Genomic DNA, 19,676 nt, shown 5'->3' with positions numbered 1-19,676 from the left:
GGCCCCGATGCTCGACCGCACCGCCTATCTCGCCCTCGACGCATCGAGCCTGCCGCGCCGCCTCGGCGGACGGCCGGAGCTTCTGGACCGGCTCGGCCCGGCCGAGGCCTGGCAGGTGCGGGAAGTGGGGGACGGCAACCTGAACCTCGTCTTCATCGTCGAGGGGCCGAAGGGCTCCGTCGTGGTGAAGCAGGCGCTGCCCTATGCCCGCGTGGTGGGCGAGAGCTGGCCCATGTCCCTCGACCGCGCCTTCTTCGAGCACGAGGCGCTGTCGCGTCTCGGCGCGCGCGATCCCGGCCGGACGCCGGAGCTCCTCTTCTTCGATCCCGCCCAGGCGATGCTCGCCATGGAGCACCTGACCCCGCACAAGGTGGCCCGCCGCGCCTTCATGGCGGGGGAGGAACTGCCCCTGCTCGGCACCCACCTCGGGCTCTACCTCGCCCGCACGCTCTTCCGGGGCTCGGACTGGTCCATGCCCACGACGGCGCGCAAGGCCGACCTCGCCCTGTTCGCGGGCAATGCGGAACTCGCCGGCATTACCGAGGAACTGGTCTTCTCCGACCCGTTCAAAGCCGCCCCCCTCAACCGGCACACGCCGGGGCTCGACGACATCGCGAGCGCCTTCCGCGCCGACCGCCCGTTGAAGCTCGCGGCTGTGGAGATGAAGGCGCGCTTTGCGACCTGCGCCGAGACACTGCTGCACGGCGACCTGCACACCGGATCGGTGATGGCGACGCCCACCGACACGCGGGTGATCGACGCCGAGTTCGCCCTCTACGGCCCCATGGGCTTCGATGTGGGCGTGTGCCTGGCCAACCTCTGGATGGCCGCCTTCGCGCAGGAGGGCCACCGCGCCGATGCGCGGGCGGCGGGCGCCTATTGCGAATTCCTGCTGGCCACCGCCGGCATCCTGTGGCGGACCTTCGAGGCGGAATTCTCTCGCCTCTGGGCGCACGAGCGCACCGGCATCCTCGGCGGCTCCGACCTGTTCGATGCTCAGGGGGACGAGGCCGGCACGAAGGTGGCGCTTGCGACCCATCTGGCTTCCGTGTGGCAGGATGCTCTTGGCTTCGCCGGCATGGAGATCAGCCGCCGTATTCTGGGCCTTGCCCATATTGCCGAGTTCGAGACGATCGCGGACATCGGCCTGCGCGGGCGGCTGGAACGCCGCACCCTCGCCTTCGGCCGGCACCTGGCGCTGAACCGGCGGCAGATCCCGTCCATCGAGGCGGCGAACCTGCTGGCGGAAACGCAAAGGGCGCGGCCATGACCGCGCCCCTTCCCAATCAGCGCCGGGTGATGGCGATGCGGATGATGTCGTCCGGCGGCACGCTCTGGCCGGCAGCGGGCGTCCAGGAGGCGAGCTTCGGCAGGTCGTCGCGCGGGATGTCCAGAAGCGCGATCTGCCGGCCGAGGATCGCCACCGTCTCGAGGGGCACCGGCACTGGCCGGCCGCCGTGGCCGAACCAGCCGCCCACCGGCACCACGAGCACGATGCCGCCCTCCGGCGTGCGCGCCACCTCGGTGACGAAGCCCAGCGTGCGGTCGTCGAAATCGAGCAGCGGCAGGCCCACGAGATCGCCCACCCGCACCTTCTGGGGAAAGCGCTCGGCCATCCGCTCGGCGGGGGTGAGGTCATCGTCCCCCGGCGCGGTCTGGGTGTTGGCGTGGGGCGGACCGCCCGCGAAGGCCGGCGCGCCGATGCCGGTCGCACCGAGGACGAGGGCGAGCGCCAGAACAGGACGAATGGGGTTCATGCAAAGACTCCAAGAGTTTTTATCTGACGATATACATCGTCATATACGAATCTCGGTCAATATTTATTACAAGATACAAAAATAAATACGCAAAATCCGGAACGAAAGCGATGCACATGAAAGAACACACATCAAGACGCATGCATCCGCTTGCCTTGCGGATCATGCACTGGACCAACGCCATCGCCATGATCGTCATGATCGGCAGCGGCTGGAAGATCTACAATGACGAGGTGATCTTCGGCTTCCTGCACTTCCCGCAGGCGATCGTGCTCGGCGTGTGGGCGCAGCACGCCTTGCAATGGCACTTCTTCGGCATGTGGGTGCTGGTGCTGAACGGCCTCGCCTATCTCGCCTACGGCATCGCGACGGGCCGTTTTGCCCGCCTGTTCTTCCCCATCCGCCCCCGCGAGGTGATCGCCGAGGCTGTCGCCGCCCTGACCTTTCGCCTGAAGCACCAGGATCTCACCCACTACAACGCGGTGCAGAAGCTGCTCTATGTGGGGGTCATCACCATCATCGTGGTGCAGGTGGCCTCCGGCCTCGCCATCTGGAAGCCGGTGCAGTTTTCCGGGCTCGTCTCGATGTTCGGCGGCTTCCAGTCGGCGCGGCTGATCCACTTCCTCGGCATGGCGGCCATCGTGCTGTTCATGGTGGTGCACGTGGCCCTCGCATTGCTAGTGCCGAAGACGCTCGTCGCCATGTTCACCGGCGGCCCGCGTCTTGCCGATCCCGACACCCTCCCTGCCGATGGCGCGTCCGCGCCCGATCCCTCGCGCTGACCTGAGGCAAGCCCATGTCCCTCCGCTCCTTCTTCCGGCCGAACCGGGCCTCCATCACGCGACCCGACCAGAGCCTCCTCGTGGAGAACCGCGCCCTCCTCGAGCGCATCGACCGCCGCAAGCTGCTGCGCGGTTCGCTGAGTCTGGGCGCGATGTCGCTCCTCGCCGGCTGCGACATCTCCAATCGCGAGGAGGTTCAAGGGGTTCTTCGAACCGTCTCCGACTTCAACGACGGCGTGCAGGCGGCCCTGTTCGACCCGAAGCGGCTCGCCCCCACCTATTCCCGCGACCTCGTGGTGAAGCCGCCGCGCTTCAACGCCTATTACGAGATCGACGAGGTGAAGCCGGTGGACCTCTCCACCTGGCAACTGGAACTCTCCGGCCTCGTCAAGGACAAGCGGCCGTGGACGCTGGACCGCGTCAATGCGCTACCGCAGCAGGAAGTGATCATCCGCCACATCTGCGTGGAAGGCTGGGACTATATCGGCCAGTGGTCCGGCCCGAACCTCAGGGACTTTCTCACCCGCATCGGCGCGGACCTCACGGCGAAGTACATCGCCTTCTACGGCAATGACGATTACATGGAGAGCATCGACATGGCCTCGGCGCTCCACCCGCAGACGATCCTTGCCACGCACTATGCCGGCGAGCCCATCACGGACCCGTTCGGCGCACCCATGCGGCTGCGCACGGCGGTGAAGCTCGGCTTCAAGAATCCCAAATGGATCCGCGCCATAGAAGTCACCAACACCTATCCCCTCGGCTTCTGGGAGAAGCAGGGCTTCAACTGGTTCGCCGGCCTGTGACGGCCGGCGCCGCCCGCTGATGGTGTCCCTCCCGAGCCTTCTCTTATGCATCCCGCTGGCGCTTGTCCTGTGGGGAATACCCGGCTGGTTTCTGGCGCGCGGACTGGGGCAAGGCCGGACGGCGGCGCTGGCGTTGGCGCCTGCGCTCGGATGGGCCACGCAGACACCGGCTGCCCTCGCCGTGGCCCATCTGTTCGGCCTCTCTCCGGTCGTCATCATCGGATCGACGGCGCTGCTGAGCCTGTGCGCGCTCGCCCTTCCCCGCGCGTCGGCCGGTGGGCGCTTTCCGCTCCTCGCGCTCGTGGTCGCCGGGCTGCTGGCGCTGGTGCCGATGCTGGGTGTGCTGCCGAAGATGATGCCGGATGGCGCCATCGCGCTCGCCTCCCCCATCTACGACCACGCCAAGATCATCCTCATCGACGAGATCGCGCAGAACGGCACCGTCCCGCCCGCCAATCCGGTGTTCGGGGCGGGCGGCGCGGCGGGGACGGTGGCCTATTATTATCTCTGGCACTTCGGCGCAGCGGAACTCGCCCTCCTGTCCGGCGCACACGGCTGGGCGGCAGATGCAGCCGCCACCTGGTTCACCGGCTTCGCGGCGCTCGCGCTCGTCGCTGGGCTCGCCTTCCGCCTGCGCCCCGGTTCATCCGCCCCGTTCCTCTCGCTCCTCGCCGCATCGGCGGGCTCGCTGCGGCCGGTATTGGCGGCGCTCTTCGGCGGGGCGCGGGTGGATCTTGCGCTCGAACCCGCATCGGGCCTCGCCGGGCTCCTCTACCAGACGAGCTGGAGCCCGCATCACGTCGCCTCGGCCACGGCCTGCGTGATCGCGGTCCTGCTGATGGCGCGGTTGCGCGCGGGGTCCGGTGCCGGGCAAGGGGCAGTGCTGGCGGCGATGATCGGGCTCACCGCAGCAGCGGCCTTCGGCAGCTCCCTGTGGGTGGGAGGCGTCACCTTCGCGCTGGCTGGGACGGCGGCGGCGCTGGTTGTGGCCTTCTCCGGGCCGACAAAGGGCCGCCTGCGCTTCCTCGCGACGCTGGCTGGTGCGGCGCTGGTGGCGCTGGCGCTCGTCGCGCCACTGCTGATGGCGCAAATCCATGCGGCGGCAACGCGGGGCGGTGGAACTCCCGTCCAGCTCACGCCGCTGCCCGTGTTGGGGCCGGGATGGCCGGATGCGGCACGCGCGGTGCTCGATCCGCTCGCCTACTGGCTGGTGCTGCTGCCGGTGGAGTTTCCGGGCATTGTCTTCGCTGGCGTCGCGGGGCTTGCGCTGGTGTTCGCCGGGCGCATGGGCGGTCGGGCGGCCCGGCAGATCGCGCACCCGCTGGCGGCGCTGGCCGTCGCGGCTCTGGCGGTGAGCGCCACCCTACAAAGCACGGCAGGGGAGAACAACGATCTGGGCTGGCGCGCGGTGCTGCCCGCCGTTCTGGTGCTGGCGGCCTTCGCGGGCGCTGCTCTCGCGGAGGCGCTGTCGATGGCGCTGCTCTGGGCCATGCAGACACGGCGCGCTCGGGAGGGCCGTGTCCTTCTCGCCGCGGGCCTCGCTCTTGTCGCCCTCGGACTGCCGGACACAATCGCCCTCGGCCACCGCAACATCACGGGTGAACCGAGCGCGGACGGCCGCGTCTTCGCCGGTGATCCGGCGCTGTGGCGGGCGGTGCGGCGGGCGGTTGGGCCGGAGGTGCGGATCGCCAGCAATCCGGCGCGGCTGGAGAAGCTGACGCCCTGGCCCATCAACCTGTCATGGGCGCTCCTGTCGCGCCGCCGCTCCTGCTTCGGCGGGCAAGAGATGGCGCTCGCCTTTGCGCCGCTCTCCGCATCCGAGCGTGTGGACGCGGCAATGCTCTTCGACCGGGTTTTTGCCGGCACCGGAACGGCGGAGGACGTGGCAACCTTGCGCCGGACCTTGGGCTGCGGCGCCATCGTCGTCACCGCGCAGGATGGCGCCTGGAGTGCCGATCCTTTCGCCTTGAGCCCGCTCTATCGGCTGGCAGAGGAAGAGGACGGGCGGTGGCGCATCTATGTGGCGAGCACGGTCGCCCGCTGATCCCTCTGAAACGCGAAAAGCCGGCCGCGATGGAGAACCACCGCGGCCGGCTTTTGTGAGGCCCGATCAGCTGTTGCCGAGGCCGCGATCACCGAGCTTGAACAGCGCGCGGTCGGCATCGGAAAGGGTGTGCTCGGGCTTCTGCGCCCCGGCAAAGCCGTGGTGCACCCCGGTATCCGCACCATAACCGAGCGGCGCGGGATCGGTGTGGGTGATGCCGGCGGCGACGCGCACGCTCTCGCGGTTCACGGCGGTCTCGGTCTCGTCCGCGAAGGCGGCAGTGCCCAGGGCCAGAGCAGAGGCGAGGACGGCGAGGGAGAGGATCGACTTACGCATGTATTTTCTCCAGTATCGAAGCGTTGATGCTGGATATTCCGCAAGTCGAACCTCTCAGGTTACAATCAGTTCGAAAGACCTGTTCAACAGATTTTGAGATCACGATAATCCTCCACGCAACGCTGCCGAAACACTGTCGGGACCAAGGTCTCCGCGGCACGTCCCGGCACCCTCGCATCCTCGTGATCGCGCCGCGTGTAACCTTTCAGCACCGCCCCGCGAATTCGGGCTCATGAGGGGGAATTTCATGAGCCGAGAACCCGACCTGGAAGCGCTGATGCGCGCGAGCCAGTCCGGCGATGCCGAGGCGCACCGGGCGCTTCTGCAGCATGTGTCCGTGCGACTGCGCAGCTATTTCCGCAACCGCCTGCGCCGCAGCGGTGCCGGGACGGACGATGCGGAGGATCTAGTGCAGGACACCCTTCTGGTGCTGCACACCAAGCGCCACACCTATGATGGCTCCTCGCCCGTCCTCGCCTGGACCTACGGCATCGCCCGCTACAAGCTCATCGACCACCTGCGCCTCAACGCGCGGGCGCTACGCAACGTGCAGATCGACGAGATGGACGATCTCGCCGACGTGGACAGATATGAAGCGGAGGATACATCGCGGGAACTGCACCGGGCGCTGGATACGCTACCCCGGCATTTCCGGCTGCCCATCGAATACGTGAAAATCGAGGGCCTCAGCATCGCCGAGGCCGCGGCCCGCATCGGCATGACCGATGCCGCGGTGAAAATCGGAATCCATCGCGGCATGAAGAAGCTTGCTGCCCTTTTGTCGGAGGCACGCCCATGAACACCGACGACCTCATCGATTTCCTCGCCACCCGCGTCGAGGCGGTGGACCCGGGCCGGCAGGATCGCCTGCTGACGCTCGCCATGGCCGGCTCGCTCTGCCTTGCGGCTCTCGCCTGTATCTTCGCGCTGGGGGTGCGGCCGGACCTGTTGCGGGCGATGGGCACATTCGATTTCGTGCTGAAGGTCGGCTTCCTCGCCGCGATGGTCGCCATCGCCGCGCACGGGCTGCGCCGGGCGGCGCGGGCCGGACGGGCGAGCGGCAAGCTGCTCCGCCTCGCCCTCCTTCCGCTGGCGCTGGTGTGGTTCGCCGCGGTGATGCAGATCGTCGCCACACCGGCGACCAGCGGCATGGCGACCATGTTCAACGACTGGTTCGTCTGCGTGCTCGCCATCCCGCTCCTGTCGGTCATTCCGCTCGTGGTGCTCACGCTGGTGCTGCGCGAGACGGCGCCGACGGACCTGCACTATTGCGGGGCGCTGCTCGGCCTCGTGGCCGGCGGCATCGGCGCCCTCGCCTATGCGTCCTTCTGCGTGAACGATGCGCCGGTCTATGTGGGCATCTGGTACGCGGCCGGCCTCGCCATCGTCACCGGCTTCGGCTGGCTGACGGGACCGCGTTTTCTCAAGTGGTGAGCCCGGACCCGGCCGCTGCCCGCGCGAAAAAGGCGGACGGCGGCCGGGTCATGTTCTCCTCAACGCGCGGCAGGCTTGCCGGGCGCGGTGGCGGGGAGCGAGCGGGCGAGGAAGTCGCGCATCAGGACGGCGATCTCGGCGCCCTTGTCTTCCAGGGCGAAGTGGCCGCTGTTCAGCAGGTGAAGCTCCGCCTTCGGCAGATCCCTGAGATAGGCCCGCGCGCCGGCGGCCGGGAAGATCTCGTCATTGGCGCCCCAGACGATGAGCGTCGGCGGCTTCTTCTCCCGGAAGAAGGCGTGGAACTGCGGGTAGAGGGCGATGTTGCTCGCATAATCCTTGAACAGATCGAGCATGATCTCGTCCACGCCGGGCCGGTCGAGCAGCGCCTGATCCACCAGCCAGGTGTCGGGATCGATCCGCGAGACGTCGGCGACGCCGTTCACATATTGCGAGCGGGTCGCCTCAGGAGTCAGGCCCGCGCGCAGCGCCTCGCGGTTGGCCTGTGAGCCGTCCGCCCAATAGGCCTTGAGCGGCGACCAGAAGGGGCTCAGGCCATCCTCATAGGCATTGCCGTTCTGCACCACCAGGGCCGTCACCCGCTCGGGGTGCTTGAGCGCCAGCCGGTAGCCCACAGGCGCGCCGTAATCCATCACGTAGAGCGCATAGCGCTCGGCCCCGAGGGTGCCCATGAGGCTGTCCACGAGATCGGCGAAGGCGGCGAACCCATAGGTGAACTGCGCGCGGTCCGGCACGCCGCTGTGGCCGAAGCCGGGATAGTCCGGCGCGATCACGTGGTAGCGGTCGGCGAGCAGCGGGATGAGGTTTCGGAACATGTGCGAGGACGAGGGAAAGCCGTGCAGCAGCAGGAGAACCGGCGCATCCACCGGCCCGGCCTCGCGATAGAAGATCTCGACGCCGGCGATGCTCTTCGAGCGGTAATGGACCGTGGGCGAGAGGGCGGCCGGCACCGTCGCCGTGGCGGCGGGCGCGGGCGGCGAAGCAGCAGAGGTGGGGGTCGGCAGCGACAGGGCGACGAGGACGGCCATCGCGGCGAGCGAAATCCGTCCCGACACCGAAGTTGGGGAAAGCGTCAGGGGCACGAGGCTGGCTCCATTGGAGGGCGGCCGCGCCGGATGGTCCGGCGCGGCGCTGTCGGGAACGATGTCAGGCGACGCGGGCGAGGAAGCCGCGGATGGCGCCGGAGATCTCCGGCAGGTGGGTTTCCAGCGCGAAATGGCCGGCGTCGTAGGCATGCACCTCGGTCGCGGGCACCAGCGCCTTGAACAGGTCGCGGCCCTCGGCGGTGAAGAAGGGGTCGTTGTCGCCCCACACCACCAGAATGTTGGGCTGGCGGTCCTTCAGATAGGCCTGGAAGGCGGGATAGGCGCCCACGTTGTCTTGGTAGCGATAGAGCAGTTCCAGCTGGATGCGGTCGTTGCCGGGGCGGTCGAGCAGCGCCTGGTCGTGGGTCCACGTATCGGGCGAGAGGCGGTCGGCGCGGGTGGACGAGCCATGCTCGTACTGGAAGCGCGTGGTCTCGGCGGCCAGGAAGCTGCGGACCGGCTTTTCCGTCTCCGCGTTGCGGTCGGTCCAGTAGGGGCCGAAGGCGGCGGCGGCATTGGCGTGGAAGCCTTCGAGGTTCGCCACCGCATTCTGCACGATGAGCCCCGTCACCCGCTCGGGCTGCCGAGCCGCGAGCCGGAAGCCCACCGGACCGCCGTAATCCTGCATGTAGAGCGCATAGCGGCGGATGCCGAGCCCTTCGAGCAGCGCCTCAACCACGTCGGCGAGCGTGTCGAAGCTGTAGGCGAACGCCTCCGGCGCCGGCGCGCTGGACTGGCCGAAGCCGGGATAGTCGGGGGCGATCACCCGGTAGCGGTCGGCGAGCGCGGGAATGAGGTTGCGGAACATGTGCGAGGAGGAGGGAAAGCCGTGCAGCAGCACGACCACCGGCGCGTCGGCCGGGCCGGCCTCCCGGTAGAAGATGTCGAGCCCCCGGATGGCGGCACGGTGATAGGCGACCTCGGTCCCGGCGCCGGGGCGCGCGGCGGTGTTGACGGCATGCATGGGATGTCTCCACGTAACTGGCTTAAAGCCATTTATGGGGTTACATGCCACAAATAACCTGTCAATATCATTTTAAGAGGTTACGTCGGCGGTGCGCGCTTGTGTCCACCCGGTAATCGCCTATCTTTCCGGTTACACGCTGGCCGACGCAGCGCCGGCAGCGGGCAGGATCAGGCGGCAGACAGAGAAGAGGTTCGTGTGAACACACCGCAGGAGAGCGACTTCCGCGACGGGATGCCCTTCCTCGGCAGTCGCCTGTGGATCGATCTCGTCAATTCCGCCCCCGCTGCGCTGGGGGATTTCCTGGCCACCGAGGATGGCTGGCAACGCTGGCTCAAGGCGGCGGGGCTTGGTGCCGACGCCGCTCCCGCATTGCGGCCGCAGGCCCTCGCATTGCGTGAGGCGCTCTCACGCCTGTTCGAATGCCTCAGGACCGGCAGCAAGCCCAAGCCGGCCGACCTTGATTTGGTCAACGCCCTGCTGGCGGCGGGCGCACCCCAGCCGCACCTTGCGTGGCGGGGCGGCGCGCTTGTGGTGGAGGAGCACCCGCCCGAAAGCGCTGGTCCCCTCCCCACCATCGCCGCAGATTTTGCCGATTTCGCCGCCCGCCACGAGCCGGCGCGGCTCCGGCGCTGCGCCAATCCCGAGTGCAGCCTCGTTTTCTACGACACCGCCCGCAACGGCACCCGGCGCTGGTGCTCCATGGCCGCCTGCGGCAACCGCAGCAAGGTGCGCAGCCACCGCCTGCGTGCTTCGGCGGTCACTGAGGGATAGGCCCCGCTCAGCAGGCCCGCGGGCCGGCGTCCCGTTCTGCCGCCCCCTGCGGCACGAAGGCTGCCGCCTGGCCAAGGCGCGCCTCGAACTCCTCCGCAGGCATCGGCCGGCCGAACAGATAGCCCTGCCCTTCCGGACAATGGCGCGCGGCGAGGTAGGCACGCTCGGCCTCGGTCTCGATACCCTCGGCGATCACATCCATGTCGAGAGCCCGCCCCATCTCGAGAATGGCAGCGATGACCGCCGCCTCGCGCGGCGCCTGCAGCATGGCCTGAACGAAGCTGCGATCGAGCTTGATGCAGCTCACCGGAAACCGGGTCAGCAGGCTGAGCGACGCATAGCCGGTGCCGAAATCGTCGAAGGCGATGTGGACACCCATCTGCCGCAGCCGCGTCAACGCGTCGATGGAGGTGGAATGGTCCGAGAGCACGATATTCTCGGTGATCTCGAGCTCCAGCGCCTCCGGCGGCAACCCGTGCCGCGCCAGCGACTCCTCCACCTCGCGGGGCAGATCGCCGGTGCGAAACTGCGAGGCGAAGAGATTGACGGCCATGCGGAAATCGGCGGCGCCCTGCCGTCGCCAACGGGCCGCCTGGGCGCACCCCTCCTCGATGACCCAACGCCCGACCTGGGGCGCCAGCGCGCTCCCCTCCAGCGCCGGCAGAAAGGCGGCCGGAGACAGCAGGCCGCGGCTGGGATGCATCCATCGGATGAGCGCTTCCGCGCCGACCAGCGCCCCGTCCGACAGGCGCACCTGCGGCTGATAGAAAAGCACGAACTCCCCGTTCGCCACTGCCCGGTGCAAATCGATGCTGGAGAGGCGACGGTCCAGCGCATCATTGCGCAGCGCCGGAGAATAGAGCGCGACGTTCGCCGTCGCCTCGGCCTTGGCGGCGTGGAGCGCGAGGTCGGCATCGCCGATCAGCTCCACCGGTTCCTGCGCGTCACGAGGGAACAGCGCGATGCCGCAGCTTGCACTGATCCGCATGTCTTCGTGCCCCATGGGGGCGAGCTCGGATATCTTGGCGAGGAGTTGGCGGGCGAAGGGCTTGGCCGCCTCGGCCGTCAGCCCGCAGACCCGCATGGCGAACTCGTCTCCGCCGATGCGCGCGACGGCGGTGCCGGTCGATGCCTCGGCGACCAGAAGCTGGCCGATCGCTCTCAACACATCGTCGCCCGCGGCAGGGCCGAGGATGTTGTTGATGTCCTTGAAGCCGTCCACGTCCACCATCAGCAGTCCGCAGGCCCGGCCGGTGAGAAGCGCCGCCTCGACCGCCCGGTAGAACTGGCGGCGATTGGGCAGACCGGTCAAGGCGTCGATCTGGGCGAGGTGTGCGAGATGCTCCGGCCCCACCACCCGCTTGGGCACCGCCGTTCGGCCCGCCGACGCGGCCATGGCGAGGCGGCGGATCTCCAGCCGATCCATCACCATGTGGGCCAGATCGCTCAGGCGGACACGATCCTCGGCGCCGAAGCCGTCATAGGGCACCGTATCGAGGATGCAGAGCACGCCGATGGCGTGGCCGTCCGCCGAGAGCAGCGGTGCGCCGGCATAGAAGCGGATGTTGGTGGCGCCGGAAACCAGCGGATTGTCGTGGAAGCGCTCGTCGTGGGTCGCGTCCGGCACGACCATGGTGGCGCCCTGTAGGATGGTGTGGGCGCAGAAGGAGACCTCCCGGCGCTTGTCAACATCATCGCCGAACCCAGCGCTCGCCGCGAAGAACACGCTGTCGGTGCCGATCATGTTCACGGCCGCCATCGGCACGTTGAAGATGCGCAGGGCTATCTCGACCAATGGCGTGAGGTCGGCGACGGACCCCTGGCCGGCCAGGACATAGCTATCAAGCGCCGCGAGACGATCTTTCTCGTGCGGAGGTATTGGAGGGCACTTCATCCCTTTTCCCCCTTTCGTCAGCAGCTTAGGCCAAGCGAAATCGGGCATTTATTCGCCTCAAAGTAGCACGACGCGACCTTGAACGCGAGCTAGGGGTGTCCTGCGCCGTCTCCGGATTGATGCGTAACCGTGTGCCTACCCGGCTCCCGCCCTCAGCGGCCAAAACGCAAAAGGGCCGCCTTGCGGCGACCCTTTTGAGACCTTGAAACCAAGGTTTTGGTTGCGGGGGCAGGATTTGAACCTGCGACCTTCAGGTTATGAGCCTGACGAGCTACCGGGCTGCTCCACCCCGCGTCAGAACCGAGAGTTTGCCGGCGAACCGGTGTTCGGCGAGGCGTATGTAGCAACCCCCGCCCCCGATGGAAAGGGCACGGGCGATAATTTGTGGTCCCGCCCCCCTGCCCTGTGGACGACGCATGCCTCGCGATACCACTCGCCCCGCATCAAAGCCTTGCCCCGCAAGGTGCAGTGCGGAGATCGCCACGCTTCAGCCGTGGAGAAAATAAGCGCCGCCCATGAGCACGATCTCGCCCACCACCACCCCGGCGAACACGGAGCGGCGCACCACGAGGAAGCCCGCCACCCCCGCGAGCACGGCCCCGAGGCGCAGCGCCAGCGGAACCTCGGCGAGGACGCCGGCCGGCGCGAACAGGAGCCGCGCGATCACGGCGGCCAGGAGGGCGGTGGCCACCGCCCGCACCCAGTGAAAGACGGTGCTGCCCTCCTCCACGCGGCGACCGGCAATGACCGCGAGGGTGCGCCACACCTCCGTCGGCAGGAAGCCGAGGAGAATCACCAGCAGCAGGGCGGTGCCCTCGCTCATCGGGGCGATCATCGGCGTCGCTCCAGCAGGCGGCCGGCGATGAAGGCGAGCGTACCGCCGCCGATGCCGGAGATCATCAGATCGAGCCCGCCCCCAAGGTTCAGCGTCAGCGGCATCAGGATGAGGCCGGCGGCGAGCGCCAGCCAATCGGTGGCGGACACGGCGTTGCGCACCATCAGCACGGTGAAGGACAGGGGCGTGAGCAGCAGCAGCCCGGCCGCGATCCAGCCCGGCACCTCGCCGGCCATGGTGTAGCCCGTCACCGTGCCGAGGCAGCTCACGCCGATCAGCGAGAGGCCGAGCCCGAGGGTGAAGGGCACGCGCGCCTCACCGGGCAGGTGCGGCAGCATGCGGAGCCCTTCGAGCCAGACCGTCATCGCGACGAAATGGGCACAGACCAGCTCCCAGAAGAGACTGCGGCGCGGCCCGCGCATGTAGGGTGCCACCGAGACCACCATGGGCAGGAGGCGCATGGAGGAGAGCCCGACAGCGAGTGCGATGGCCGGCAACGCTGTGCCCGCCGCGAGGCCGCCGATGAGGATCAATTGTGCCGGCAGGGCCCACACGAGCAAGGTCGAGGCGATACCGGCCCCGAGGGGAAAACCCACCCCATGCAGCACTGCGCCGAAGCCCAGATAGCTCGCGAACAGCACCAGCGCGGGCACCGACACGGCCTTGCGCATGCCCTGGAGGAAATACACCGGTGGCGCATGATGCGCATGGTGAAGGGAAGGCGGGGCGTTCACGAGGGAGGATCCGGGGCGAGGGGCAGATGGGCGCACGGGTCGCCCGTAGCAGGCGAATGCCTCCAAATAGCAGCTTCGCCCGAAGCCGGGGAGTGATCCCGCCGCAGGGCGCCGGCGCCGGCCATGCGGGAACGGAACGACTGGTGCGAGACTCTACGGCTGGTGCGGACGGCGGGACTCGAACCCGCACGCCTTGCGGCGCAAGATTTTAAGTCTCGTGCGTCTACCGGTTTCGCCACGTCCGCTATGCCGGGCGCGGGGGCCCGGCGGACGTGTCTTAGAGCATGTTTCGCGGCGGGAGTGTACCTCCTGACGCCCCGGCTTCCACCGTGACCCGGCACGGGCCGATGGGCACGTACCGATGGGCTCGTGCCGTCAGGCGCGGGGTCGCGCTTCGCGCTCCAGGCGCCAGCACAGGATGGCGCCGATCATCAGGCCGCCGATCAGGCTGATGTGCTCCACCACCACATGGAACTCGAACAGGCGCTGCTCGCCCTGCATGGTCCAGAAGGGGTGAGCGATGGGGATGGTCAGGGCGGTGAACACCGCCAGCATCCCGAAGCCGAGCCAGGCCATTCGGTTGGCAATGACCATGGCCGAGCCGCCGAGCAGCACGACGATGGCCAGCGGCACGAAGAACAGCGCGGGTTTCACGCCGAAGAAGTCGAACAGCGCCAGCGCCTCGCCGAAGTTGAACAGCTTGTCCAGGCCCGCGCCCCAGAAGATGAAGGTGAGCAGGGCACGGGCGACGATGCCGAATGCGGGGCTCGACAGGAGGGCGGCGATGGGACGAGGGGTCAAGATGGCACCTATGGGCAGTTATGGCGGCGCGCGACCGCCGGCCGGAGCCGGCATCCGCACGATGTGCCACTCTTGCCGCGGCCAAACTGAACGGCGGCTGAACCGCCCTGCCCCGTTCGGCGCCGAAGCGCCGCTCAGGACGCGTCGGCAGCCGCCGGCGTGATGGCGACGGATTCGCCGCAGCCGCAGGAAGATGTCTGATTGGGATTGTTGAAGACGAACTGGGACGAGACCTTGTCCGTCTTGAAATCCATCTCGGTGCCGATGAGGAAGAGCACCGCCTTGGAATCCACCACGACCTTCACGCCCTTGTCTTCGACCACGGAGTCGAGCGGGGCCACATCGGTGGTGAAATCGAGCTTGTAGGACATGCCGGCGCAACCGCCGTTCTCGATGCCCACCCGAACCGCGGTGCCCGGCTCGGCATCGGCGAGAATCTCGCGCAGGCGCTCGGCGGCGATGTCGGTGATGCGGATGACCGGCGGTGGGCTGCGCCGGGCGGGGCGCACGGGGGGTGTTTCAGCGACACTCATGGCAGACCTCCAGACCCGGCCGATTCAAGGTCGGCGGGCCAGCTCCCTACAAATGGTGGATGATCGCGGCAGGAGCAAGTCTCAGGATCGAGTCTCGCGATAAGGTATCGGCGGAAGGCCCTGGCCGCCGGGCAGTGGCTTTGCCGGCATTTGGCAGGTATTTTACAACCTTATCGAAGGGAAATTCCGCGATTTCGCTTTTTCCCACCAACGGCCAAGATATAGGTCTCGAAGCGGCGGCGGCTTGACTGCCGGATCGAGGGCAGCAGGACGAGGCATCATGAGGGCGCAACCGGCCAGAGGGCGGTTCCGCGCGGCGACCGTGCTCACGGCGGTGGCAGCGCTGTGGAGCCGTGCGGCCGAAGCGCAGCCCTCCCTCGCCACCGGCGGCTTCGGCGGCGCGCCGACCCTCAAGACCACCCTCATCGCCCTCGTCGCCGCAGCCGTGATCGGCACCGCAGCGTTCATGGCGACGCTCCTCGTCGCCCGGCGCCGGGCGGCGGCCGCGGCGATGGCCCGGACCACCACCGACGTGGCTCCCACCCCGCGCAGGACCGGCACGGTCGGTGTGGCCTCCACTGTGCCGAACTCCATCGGCGCCATGCGCGCCGTGCTCCTGCTGCTGGGCCTCGGCGCCATCCTTCTCGTGGTGACGGTGCTCGTCTATCAGGCGAGCGTGCAGTCGGCGATCTCCGACACGCGGCGGCTCCTCGGCACCCTTGCGGAAGTGCAGGTGCGCAACCTCGCCCAGGAGCGCCAGCGGCTGGAGACGGGCGCACTGGCGCTGGGATCGAGCCGCTTCCTCGCCGACGACGTGGCCGGCTGGCACGCCGAGCCCTCCTCCGAGCGCCGCGCGCGCCTGCGCCTGCTGCTGGGCGAGAGCGCGCGCGCCTTCGGCTTCACCGGCGCCGAGCTGTGGGCCAACAACGGCGCTTTCATCTTGTCCTCCGGGCCGGAGCCGGGCCGGCCCGACATGGCGGAGATGGTGCGGGAGGTCGCGGCCACTGGCCAGATGGCGGAAGCCCCGCCGCCGCGCGACACCACGCGCACAGGGGGCTTCGCCTTCCTCGTCAACGTGCCGGTGCGCGGGGCCGAGCATGATCCCTGCTGCGTCCTGTTCCTGCAGTCGGCGGTGCGGCCGGAAGCCCATCCCATGCTCTCGGCCGTGTTCCGCACCGCCCGCAGCGCCGAGGCGCTGCTGGTGGCGCCGGACCCGCGCGGCGGCGTGCGCGTCACCTCGGCGGTCTCGCGCGATCAGGCCGCCCCGCTGCCACGGACCTTCGTGGCCGACCCCTATCCCTTCGCCGCCGGCACCGACAGCCCCGGCGCGACCGGCGCCGGGGCCGATCCCTCCGGCCGCGCCGTTCTGGCGGTGCGCGCGCCCATCCCCGGCGACCAGTCCTCCCTCGTGCTGAAGGTGGACCGCGACGAGGTTCTGGGCGGCGCTCGCACCTCCGCCTTCTTCTCCGCGGCGCTCGCCTGCGTGCTACTGCTGCTCGCAGTGGCGGTGGGGCGTGGCCTGCTGCAGAAGTCGCGGATGCGCGAGGCGGCGCGCGAGCTTTCGGCCGCCCGCGCGGTGGGCGAGGCCGAAGCGCGCTTCCGCGCCGCCTTCGACCAGGCCGCGACCGGCATCCTCCACCTCGACCTCGACGGCACCATCCTGCGGGCCAACGGCAAGGCCTGCCGCATGCTCGGCCGGCCGGCGAGCGCGCTGATCGGCGAGCGCATGTGGCACTTGCGGGAGCCGGACCCCGCCTCCGGCGGCGCCGATGTGATCGGCCCGCTCCTCGACGGCCGGTCGGCCGAGATCGAGACGGAGGAAAGCCTCGTGCGCCCGGACGGCTCGGCCGTCTGGCTGGCCTTCACGTTCTCTCTGGTGCGCAACGCGGATGGCGCAGCTGACCACCTCCTGCTGGTGGCGCAGGACATCTCCGCCCGTCGCGCCGCCGAGGCCGCGCTGCGCGAGAGCGAGGAGCGCTTCGGCCTCGCGGTGAAGGGCTCGGACCAGGGCGTGTGGGATCTCAACATCCGCACCGGCAGCCTCTATCTCTCGCAGCGGGCACGGGAGATGCTCGGCGTGGGCGCCGACGAGGCCGTGGACATCAGGCGGCCGTGGCACGAATTGCTCCACCCGGACGACCGCCGCAAGGTGGCGGCGGCGTGGAAGGCCTTCCTGCGCGGCGGGGCACCCACGCTGGAGCTGGACATCCGCCTGCGCCGGCCGGACGGCAGCTATCACGACTTCCGCTGGCACGGCCTCGCCGCCCGCGACGCCGCCGGCGCCCTCAGCCGCGCCGTCGGCCTCCTCGCCGACATCACCAGATCGAAGCACACCGAGCGCCACCTGCGGCTCGCCGCGGCCGTGTTCGCCAATTCCTATGACGGGCTGGTGGTGACGAATCTCAAGTCCGAGGTGTCCGCCGTCAATCCGGCCTTCTCGCGGATCACCGGCTACAGCGAGGAGGAAATCCTCGGCCAGAACATGCGCCTCCTTCATTCCGGCCGGCACGACCGCGACTTCTACCGCAGCCTGTGGAGCGAGCTGACCACCGCCGGCTCCTGGCAGGGCGAGATCTGGAACCGCCGCAAGAACGGCGAGATTTTCCTCCAGCAGCTCAACATCACCACGGTGTATGACGACAGCGGCGCGGCCCAGAATTTCGTCGGCGCCTTCCAGGACATCACCCAGGCCAAGCATTCCGAGTTCGAGCTGGACCGTATCGCCCACTACGACCCGCTCACCGATCTGCCGAACCGCACGCTCCTCGCCTCGCTCCTCGACCTCGCGCTGAGCCGGCCCGGATCGCGCTGCGCGGTGCTGTTCGTGGACCTCGACCGCTTCAAGACCGTCAATGACAGCCTCGGCCACATGGCCGGCGACGCCGTGCTGCAGATGGCCGCCCGCCGCATTCAGGATGAGCTGGAGGCAGGCGCCACGCTTGGGCGTCATGGCGGCGACGAGTTCGTCATCATCCTCGAGGGCATCTCCGGGCCGGAGGATGCCGCCACCCTCGCCAACCACGTCATCCAGGAGATGGGGCGCCCCTTCTCCATGCCCGGAGGCGGGGAAATCTACCTTGGCGCCAGCGTCGGCATCAGCCTGTTCCCGGAGGATGCCGAGACGCCGGCGAGCCTGCTCCAGCACGCGGATTCAGCGCTGGCGGAGGCGAAGTCCCACGGCCGTGGCGGCTACGCCTTCTATACCCAGGCGCTCACCCGCGGCGCCCGCGTGCGGATGGAGATGGAAGCGGACCTGCGGCGCGCCCTCGCCCGTGACGAGTTCATCCTCAACTTCCAGCCGGTGGTGAACCTCGCCACCGGCCGCATCACCGGCACCGAGGCGCTGGTGCGCTGGCAGAGCCCGACCCACGGCCTCGTCACCCCCAACCGCTTCATCCCGCTCGCCGAAGAGACCGGTCTCATCGAGCCATTGGGCAATTGGGTGATGGAAGCCGCCTGCCGGCAGATGGCCGAATGGCTCGACAAGGGTGCCGACCTCGACTTCATCGCGGTGAACCTGTCGCCGCGCCAGTTCCAGCGCGGCGCCCTGTGCGAGTTCGTGGACGACGTTCTGCGCCGCACCGGCCTGCCGGCGCACAAGCTGGAGGTGGAGATCACCGAGAGCCTGCTGTTCGACGCCCGCGCGGCGGCCGAGCGCAAGCTGCGCCAGCTGAAGGACACCGGCGTGCGCATCGCCCTGGACGATTTCGGCACCGGCTATTCCTCGCTCGCCTATCTCAAGCGCTTCCCCATCTCCAAGCTGAAGATCGACCGGAGCTTCGTGCGCGACCTGCCGCGCGCCGCCGACGCGGAGATCGCCACGGCGATCATCTCCATCGCCCGCGCGCTGGGCTTCTCGGTGGTGGCGGAGGGGATCGAGGACCCGCGGCAGCACGACTTCCTGAAGGCGCGGGGCTGCGACTTCGGCCAGGGCCACCTGTTCAGCCGCGCGGTCACGGGCGACCGCCTGCTGCGCCTTGCGCTGAGTGGCCCTCTGGCGCCGGGGCCTGCCCCGGGCGCGCCGCGCGGCGCGGGCCTGATCGGCAGCACCTCCCTGCACTGATGCCGGTAGGTGGGCCTATTCCGCGGTCTTGAAGGGCAGCGGAATGTCTTCCAGCGCGATGATGCCGCTGGTCATGATGTAGACGATGCCGGCGGTGACCACGAGCGCGATGAGGCTGGTGGCGATCACCTTGTAAAGCATCAGCGGCCGCACCGGCGCGCCGGGATCGGTGCCCGGCGTTACGTCCGCGCTCTCGGCCTGGGAGCGCACGCCCCATGGCAGCACGGCGAACAGGCTGGTCCACCACACGATGAAATAGATGGCGACGACGGCACCGACCGACACGGCGTCTTCCTTGACTGGCGGCGCCGGGGTCCCGGCGCCGCGAGGGGGGATCAGGCCTGCTCCAGCTCGACCAGCGTGCCGTTGAAGTCCTTCGGGTGAAGGAACAGCACCGGCTTGCCGTGGGCGCCGATCTTCGGCTCGCCGGAGCCGAGCACGCGCGCGCCCTTGGCCTTGAGCTGGTCGCGGGCGACGATGATGTCGTCCACCTCGTAGCACAGATGGTGGATGCCGCCGTCCGGATTGCGCTCCAGGAACTTGGCGATGGGCGAATCCGCGCCGAGCGGCTCCAGGAACTCGATCTTGGTGTTGGGCAGGGTCACGAACACCGTGGTCACGCCGTGCTCCACCTGGGGCACGGCGGCGGAGACCTCCGCGCCGAGCGTATCGCGATAGAGCGCCGAGGCGGCCGCGATGTCGCGCACCGCGATGGCCACGTGGTTGAGCCGTCCGATCATGTTTCCCTCCGGTTCGTCACCGATCCATAGCGCAACGGGGCGGGTCGAGAAACACGACCTCCGCAGGAGAGAAGGT

At 68.8% G+C, this 19,676-nt stretch carries 19 protein-coding genes and 2 tRNA genes; 8 read left to right on the top strand and 13 right to left on the bottom strand.

The features are described 5' to 3' along the window. Positions 1 to 7 precede the first annotated feature (7 nt). Positions 8 to 1,270: an S-methyl-5-thioribose kinase gene (gene mtnK / locus V5F74_RS13220; protein ID WP_038193635.1), complete on the top strand. Its 1,263-nt coding sequence runs from the start codon at positions 8 to 10 to the stop codon at positions 1,268 to 1,270. 16 nt (positions 1,271 to 1,286) lie between these two features. On the opposite strand, the gene V5F74_RS13215 is transcribed toward mtnK, so the two are convergent. Continuing rightward, positions 1,287 to 1,757, bottom strand: coding sequence for a PRC-barrel domain-containing protein (locus V5F74_RS13215; RefSeq protein ID WP_029558836.1), 471 nt, complete (start codon positions 1,755 to 1,757; stop codon positions 1,287 to 1,289). A 140-nt stretch (positions 1,758 to 1,897) separates the two neighbouring features. Between V5F74_RS13215 and V5F74_RS13210 the strand changes: the two genes are divergently transcribed. The 3 genes from V5F74_RS13210 to V5F74_RS13200 are packed head-to-tail and all read left to right on the top strand — an operon-like array spanning position 1,898 to position 5,389. Continuing rightward, positions 1,898 to 2,539, top strand: coding sequence for a cytochrome b/b6 domain-containing protein (locus V5F74_RS13210; protein WP_245279412.1), 642 nt, complete (start codon positions 1,898 to 1,900; stop codon positions 2,537 to 2,539). A 14-nt stretch (positions 2,540 to 2,553) separates the two neighbouring features. Next, positions 2,554 to 3,345, top strand: a complete 792-nt coding sequence (locus V5F74_RS13205) for a molybdopterin-dependent oxidoreductase (RefSeq protein ID WP_029558839.1) — start codon at positions 2,554 to 2,556, stop codon at positions 3,343 to 3,345. 19 nt (positions 3,346 to 3,364) lie between these two features. After that, positions 3,365 to 5,389, top strand: coding sequence for a hypothetical protein (locus tag V5F74_RS13200; protein ID WP_394008490.1), 2,025 nt, complete (start codon positions 3,365 to 3,367; stop codon positions 5,387 to 5,389). 66 nt (positions 5,390 to 5,455) lie between these two features. Here the strand turns inward: V5F74_RS13200 and V5F74_RS13195 are convergent, their stop codons facing one another. After that, positions 5,456 to 5,725 (bottom strand): hypothetical protein, encoded by a 270-nt coding sequence (locus tag V5F74_RS13195; RefSeq protein ID WP_029558842.1) that lies wholly within the window; start codon positions 5,723 to 5,725, stop codon positions 5,456 to 5,458. A 247-nt stretch (positions 5,726 to 5,972) separates the two neighbouring features. Here V5F74_RS13195 and V5F74_RS13190 point away from each other — a divergent pair, with 247 nt between their 5' ends. Then, a complete protein-coding gene (locus V5F74_RS13190) occupies positions 5,973 to 6,524 on the top strand; it encodes a sigma-70 family RNA polymerase sigma factor (RefSeq protein WP_394008488.1) in 552 nt (183 codons plus the stop codon). Then, a complete protein-coding gene (locus V5F74_RS13185; RefSeq protein WP_250165645.1) occupies positions 6,521 to 7,159 on the top strand; it encodes an NrsF family protein in 639 nt (212 codons plus the stop codon). The genes V5F74_RS13190 and V5F74_RS13185 overlap by 4 nt, the downstream gene beginning before the upstream one ends. Before the next feature lie 59 nt (positions 7,160 to 7,218). Here the strand turns inward: V5F74_RS13185 and V5F74_RS13180 are convergent, their stop codons facing one another. Both V5F74_RS13180 and V5F74_RS13175 read right to left on the bottom strand, forming a co-directional pair. Continuing rightward, positions 7,219 to 8,205: an alpha/beta fold hydrolase gene (locus V5F74_RS13180; protein ID WP_394008918.1), complete on the bottom strand. Its 987-nt coding sequence runs from the start codon at positions 8,203 to 8,205 to the stop codon at positions 7,219 to 7,221. 118 nt (positions 8,206 to 8,323) lie between these two features. Next, positions 8,324 to 9,226: an alpha/beta fold hydrolase gene (locus V5F74_RS13175; protein ID WP_394008486.1), complete on the bottom strand. Its 903-nt coding sequence runs from the start codon at positions 9,224 to 9,226 to the stop codon at positions 8,324 to 8,326. 198 nt (positions 9,227 to 9,424) lie between these two features. Between V5F74_RS13175 and V5F74_RS13170 the strand changes: the two genes are divergently transcribed. Beyond that, entirely contained in the window at positions 9,425 to 10,000 is a 576-nt protein-coding gene (locus tag V5F74_RS13170) for a CGNR zinc finger domain-containing protein (RefSeq protein WP_394008484.1), read from the top strand. A 7-nt stretch (positions 10,001 to 10,007) separates the two neighbouring features. Here the strand turns inward: V5F74_RS13170 and V5F74_RS13165 are convergent, their stop codons facing one another. The 7 genes from V5F74_RS13165 to V5F74_RS13135 all read right to left on the bottom strand — a co-directional run bounded on the left by V5F74_RS13165 (position 10,008) and on the right by V5F74_RS13135 (position 14,797). Further along, positions 10,008 to 11,894, bottom strand: coding sequence for a putative bifunctional diguanylate cyclase/phosphodiesterase (locus V5F74_RS13165; protein ID WP_394008482.1), 1,887 nt, complete (start codon positions 11,892 to 11,894; stop codon positions 10,008 to 10,010). A 217-nt stretch (positions 11,895 to 12,111) separates the two neighbouring features. Continuing rightward, positions 12,112 to 12,188: transfer RNA gene (locus V5F74_RS13160), tRNA-Met, on the bottom strand. A 193-nt stretch (positions 12,189 to 12,381) separates the two neighbouring features. Further along, positions 12,382 to 12,729 carry an AzlD domain-containing protein gene (locus tag V5F74_RS13155; RefSeq protein ID WP_024278587.1) on the bottom strand — a complete coding sequence of 116 codons (348 nt, stop codon included), beginning with the start codon at positions 12,727 to 12,729 and terminating at the stop codon, positions 12,382 to 12,384. Continuing rightward, complete coding sequence (locus V5F74_RS13150) at positions 12,726 to 13,463, bottom strand: AzlC family ABC transporter permease (protein WP_245272239.1); 738 nt, start codon at positions 13,461 to 13,463, stop codon at positions 12,726 to 12,728. The genes V5F74_RS13155 and V5F74_RS13150 overlap by 4 nt, the downstream gene beginning before the upstream one ends. Before the next feature lie 160 nt (positions 13,464 to 13,623). Next, positions 13,624 to 13,708, bottom strand: a tRNA-Leu gene (locus V5F74_RS13145). Between the two features lie 130 nt (positions 13,709 to 13,838). After that, a complete protein-coding gene (locus tag V5F74_RS13140) occupies positions 13,839 to 14,264 on the bottom strand; it encodes a DoxX family protein (protein WP_029558848.1) in 426 nt (141 codons plus the stop codon). Between the two features lie 134 nt (positions 14,265 to 14,398). Further along, positions 14,399 to 14,797 (bottom strand): HesB/IscA family protein, encoded by a 399-nt coding sequence (locus tag V5F74_RS13135; protein WP_024278584.1) that lies wholly within the window; start codon positions 14,795 to 14,797, stop codon positions 14,399 to 14,401. Positions 14,798 to 15,077: 280 nt separating this feature from the next. Between V5F74_RS13135 and V5F74_RS13130 the strand changes: the two genes are divergently transcribed. Further along, positions 15,078 to 18,860 (top strand): bifunctional diguanylate cyclase/phosphodiesterase, encoded by a 3,783-nt coding sequence (locus V5F74_RS13130; protein ID WP_156026412.1) that lies wholly within the window; start codon positions 15,078 to 15,080, stop codon positions 18,858 to 18,860. Between the two features lie 15 nt (positions 18,861 to 18,875). Here V5F74_RS13130 and V5F74_RS13125 read toward each other — a convergent pair whose 3' ends face one another. After that, positions 18,876 to 19,145: a DUF1467 family protein gene (locus V5F74_RS13125; RefSeq protein WP_029558850.1), complete on the bottom strand. Its 270-nt coding sequence runs from the start codon at positions 19,143 to 19,145 to the stop codon at positions 18,876 to 18,878. Between the two features lie 50 nt (positions 19,146 to 19,195). After that, positions 19,196 to 19,600 carry a methylmalonyl-CoA epimerase gene (gene mce / locus V5F74_RS13120; RefSeq protein ID WP_029558851.1) on the bottom strand — a complete coding sequence of 135 codons (405 nt, stop codon included), beginning with the start codon at positions 19,598 to 19,600 and terminating at the stop codon, positions 19,196 to 19,198. Positions 19,601 to 19,676: the final 76 nt, after the last annotated feature.

Origin of the sequence: Xanthobacter aminoxidans, assembly GCF_043193615.1 — a bacterium.
Classification (GTDB): Bacteria; Pseudomonadota; Alphaproteobacteria; order Rhizobiales; family Xanthobacteraceae; genus Xanthobacter; species Xanthobacter aminoxidans.
The sequence above is the reverse complement of the archived record's forward strand: the minus strand, read 5'-3'. Positions and strand labels throughout refer to the sequence as shown.

What these genes read in the sequence shown, in the direction of transcription:
- mtnK (WP_038193635.1), top strand. Translation starts at nt 8, where the DNA reads ATGCTCGACCGCACCGCCTATCTCGCCCTCGACGCATCGAGCCTGCCG.
- V5F74_RS13215 (WP_029558836.1), bottom strand. Translation starts at nt 1,757, where the DNA reads ATGAACCCCATTCGTCCTGTTCTGGCGCTCGCCCTCGTCCTCGGTGCG.
- V5F74_RS13210 (WP_245279412.1), top strand. Translation starts at nt 1,898, where the DNA reads ATGCATCCGCTTGCCTTGCGGATCATGCACTGGACCAACGCCATCGCC.
- V5F74_RS13205 (WP_029558839.1), top strand. Translation starts at nt 2,554, where the DNA reads ATGTCCCTCCGCTCCTTCTTCCGGCCGAACCGGGCCTCCATCACGCGA.
- V5F74_RS13200 (WP_394008490.1), top strand. Translation starts at nt 3,365, where the DNA reads ATGGTGTCCCTCCCGAGCCTTCTCTTATGCATCCCGCTGGCGCTTGTC.
- V5F74_RS13195 (WP_029558842.1), bottom strand. Translation starts at nt 5,725, where the DNA reads ATGCGTAAGTCGATCCTCTCCCTCGCCGTCCTCGCCTCTGCTCTGGCC.
- V5F74_RS13190 (WP_394008488.1), top strand. Translation starts at nt 5,973, where the DNA reads ATGAGCCGAGAACCCGACCTGGAAGCGCTGATGCGCGCGAGCCAGTCC.
- V5F74_RS13185 (WP_250165645.1), top strand. Translation starts at nt 6,521, where the DNA reads ATGAACACCGACGACCTCATCGATTTCCTCGCCACCCGCGTCGAGGCG.
- V5F74_RS13180 (WP_394008918.1), bottom strand. Translation starts at nt 8,205, where the DNA reads ATGGCCGTCCTCGTCGCCCTGTCGCTGCCGACCCCCACCTCTGCTGCT.
- V5F74_RS13175 (WP_394008486.1), bottom strand. Translation starts at nt 9,226, where the DNA reads ATGCATGCCGTCAACACCGCCGCGCGCCCCGGCGCCGGGACCGAGGTC.
- V5F74_RS13165 (WP_394008482.1), bottom strand. Translation starts at nt 11,894, where the DNA reads ATGAAGTGCCCTCCAATACCTCCGCACGAGAAAGATCGTCTCGCGGCG.
- V5F74_RS13155 (WP_024278587.1), bottom strand. Translation starts at nt 12,729, where the DNA reads ATGATCGCCCCGATGAGCGAGGGCACCGCCCTGCTGCTGGTGATTCTC.
- V5F74_RS13135 (WP_024278584.1), bottom strand. Translation starts at nt 14,797, where the DNA reads ATGAGTGTCGCTGAAACACCCCCCGTGCGCCCCGCCCGGCGCAGCCCA.
- V5F74_RS13130 (WP_156026412.1), top strand. Translation starts at nt 15,078, where the DNA reads ATGAGGGCGCAACCGGCCAGAGGGCGGTTCCGCGCGGCGACCGTGCTC.
- mce (WP_029558851.1), bottom strand. Translation starts at nt 19,600, where the DNA reads ATGATCGGACGGCTCAACCACGTGGCCATCGCGGTGCGCGACATCGCG.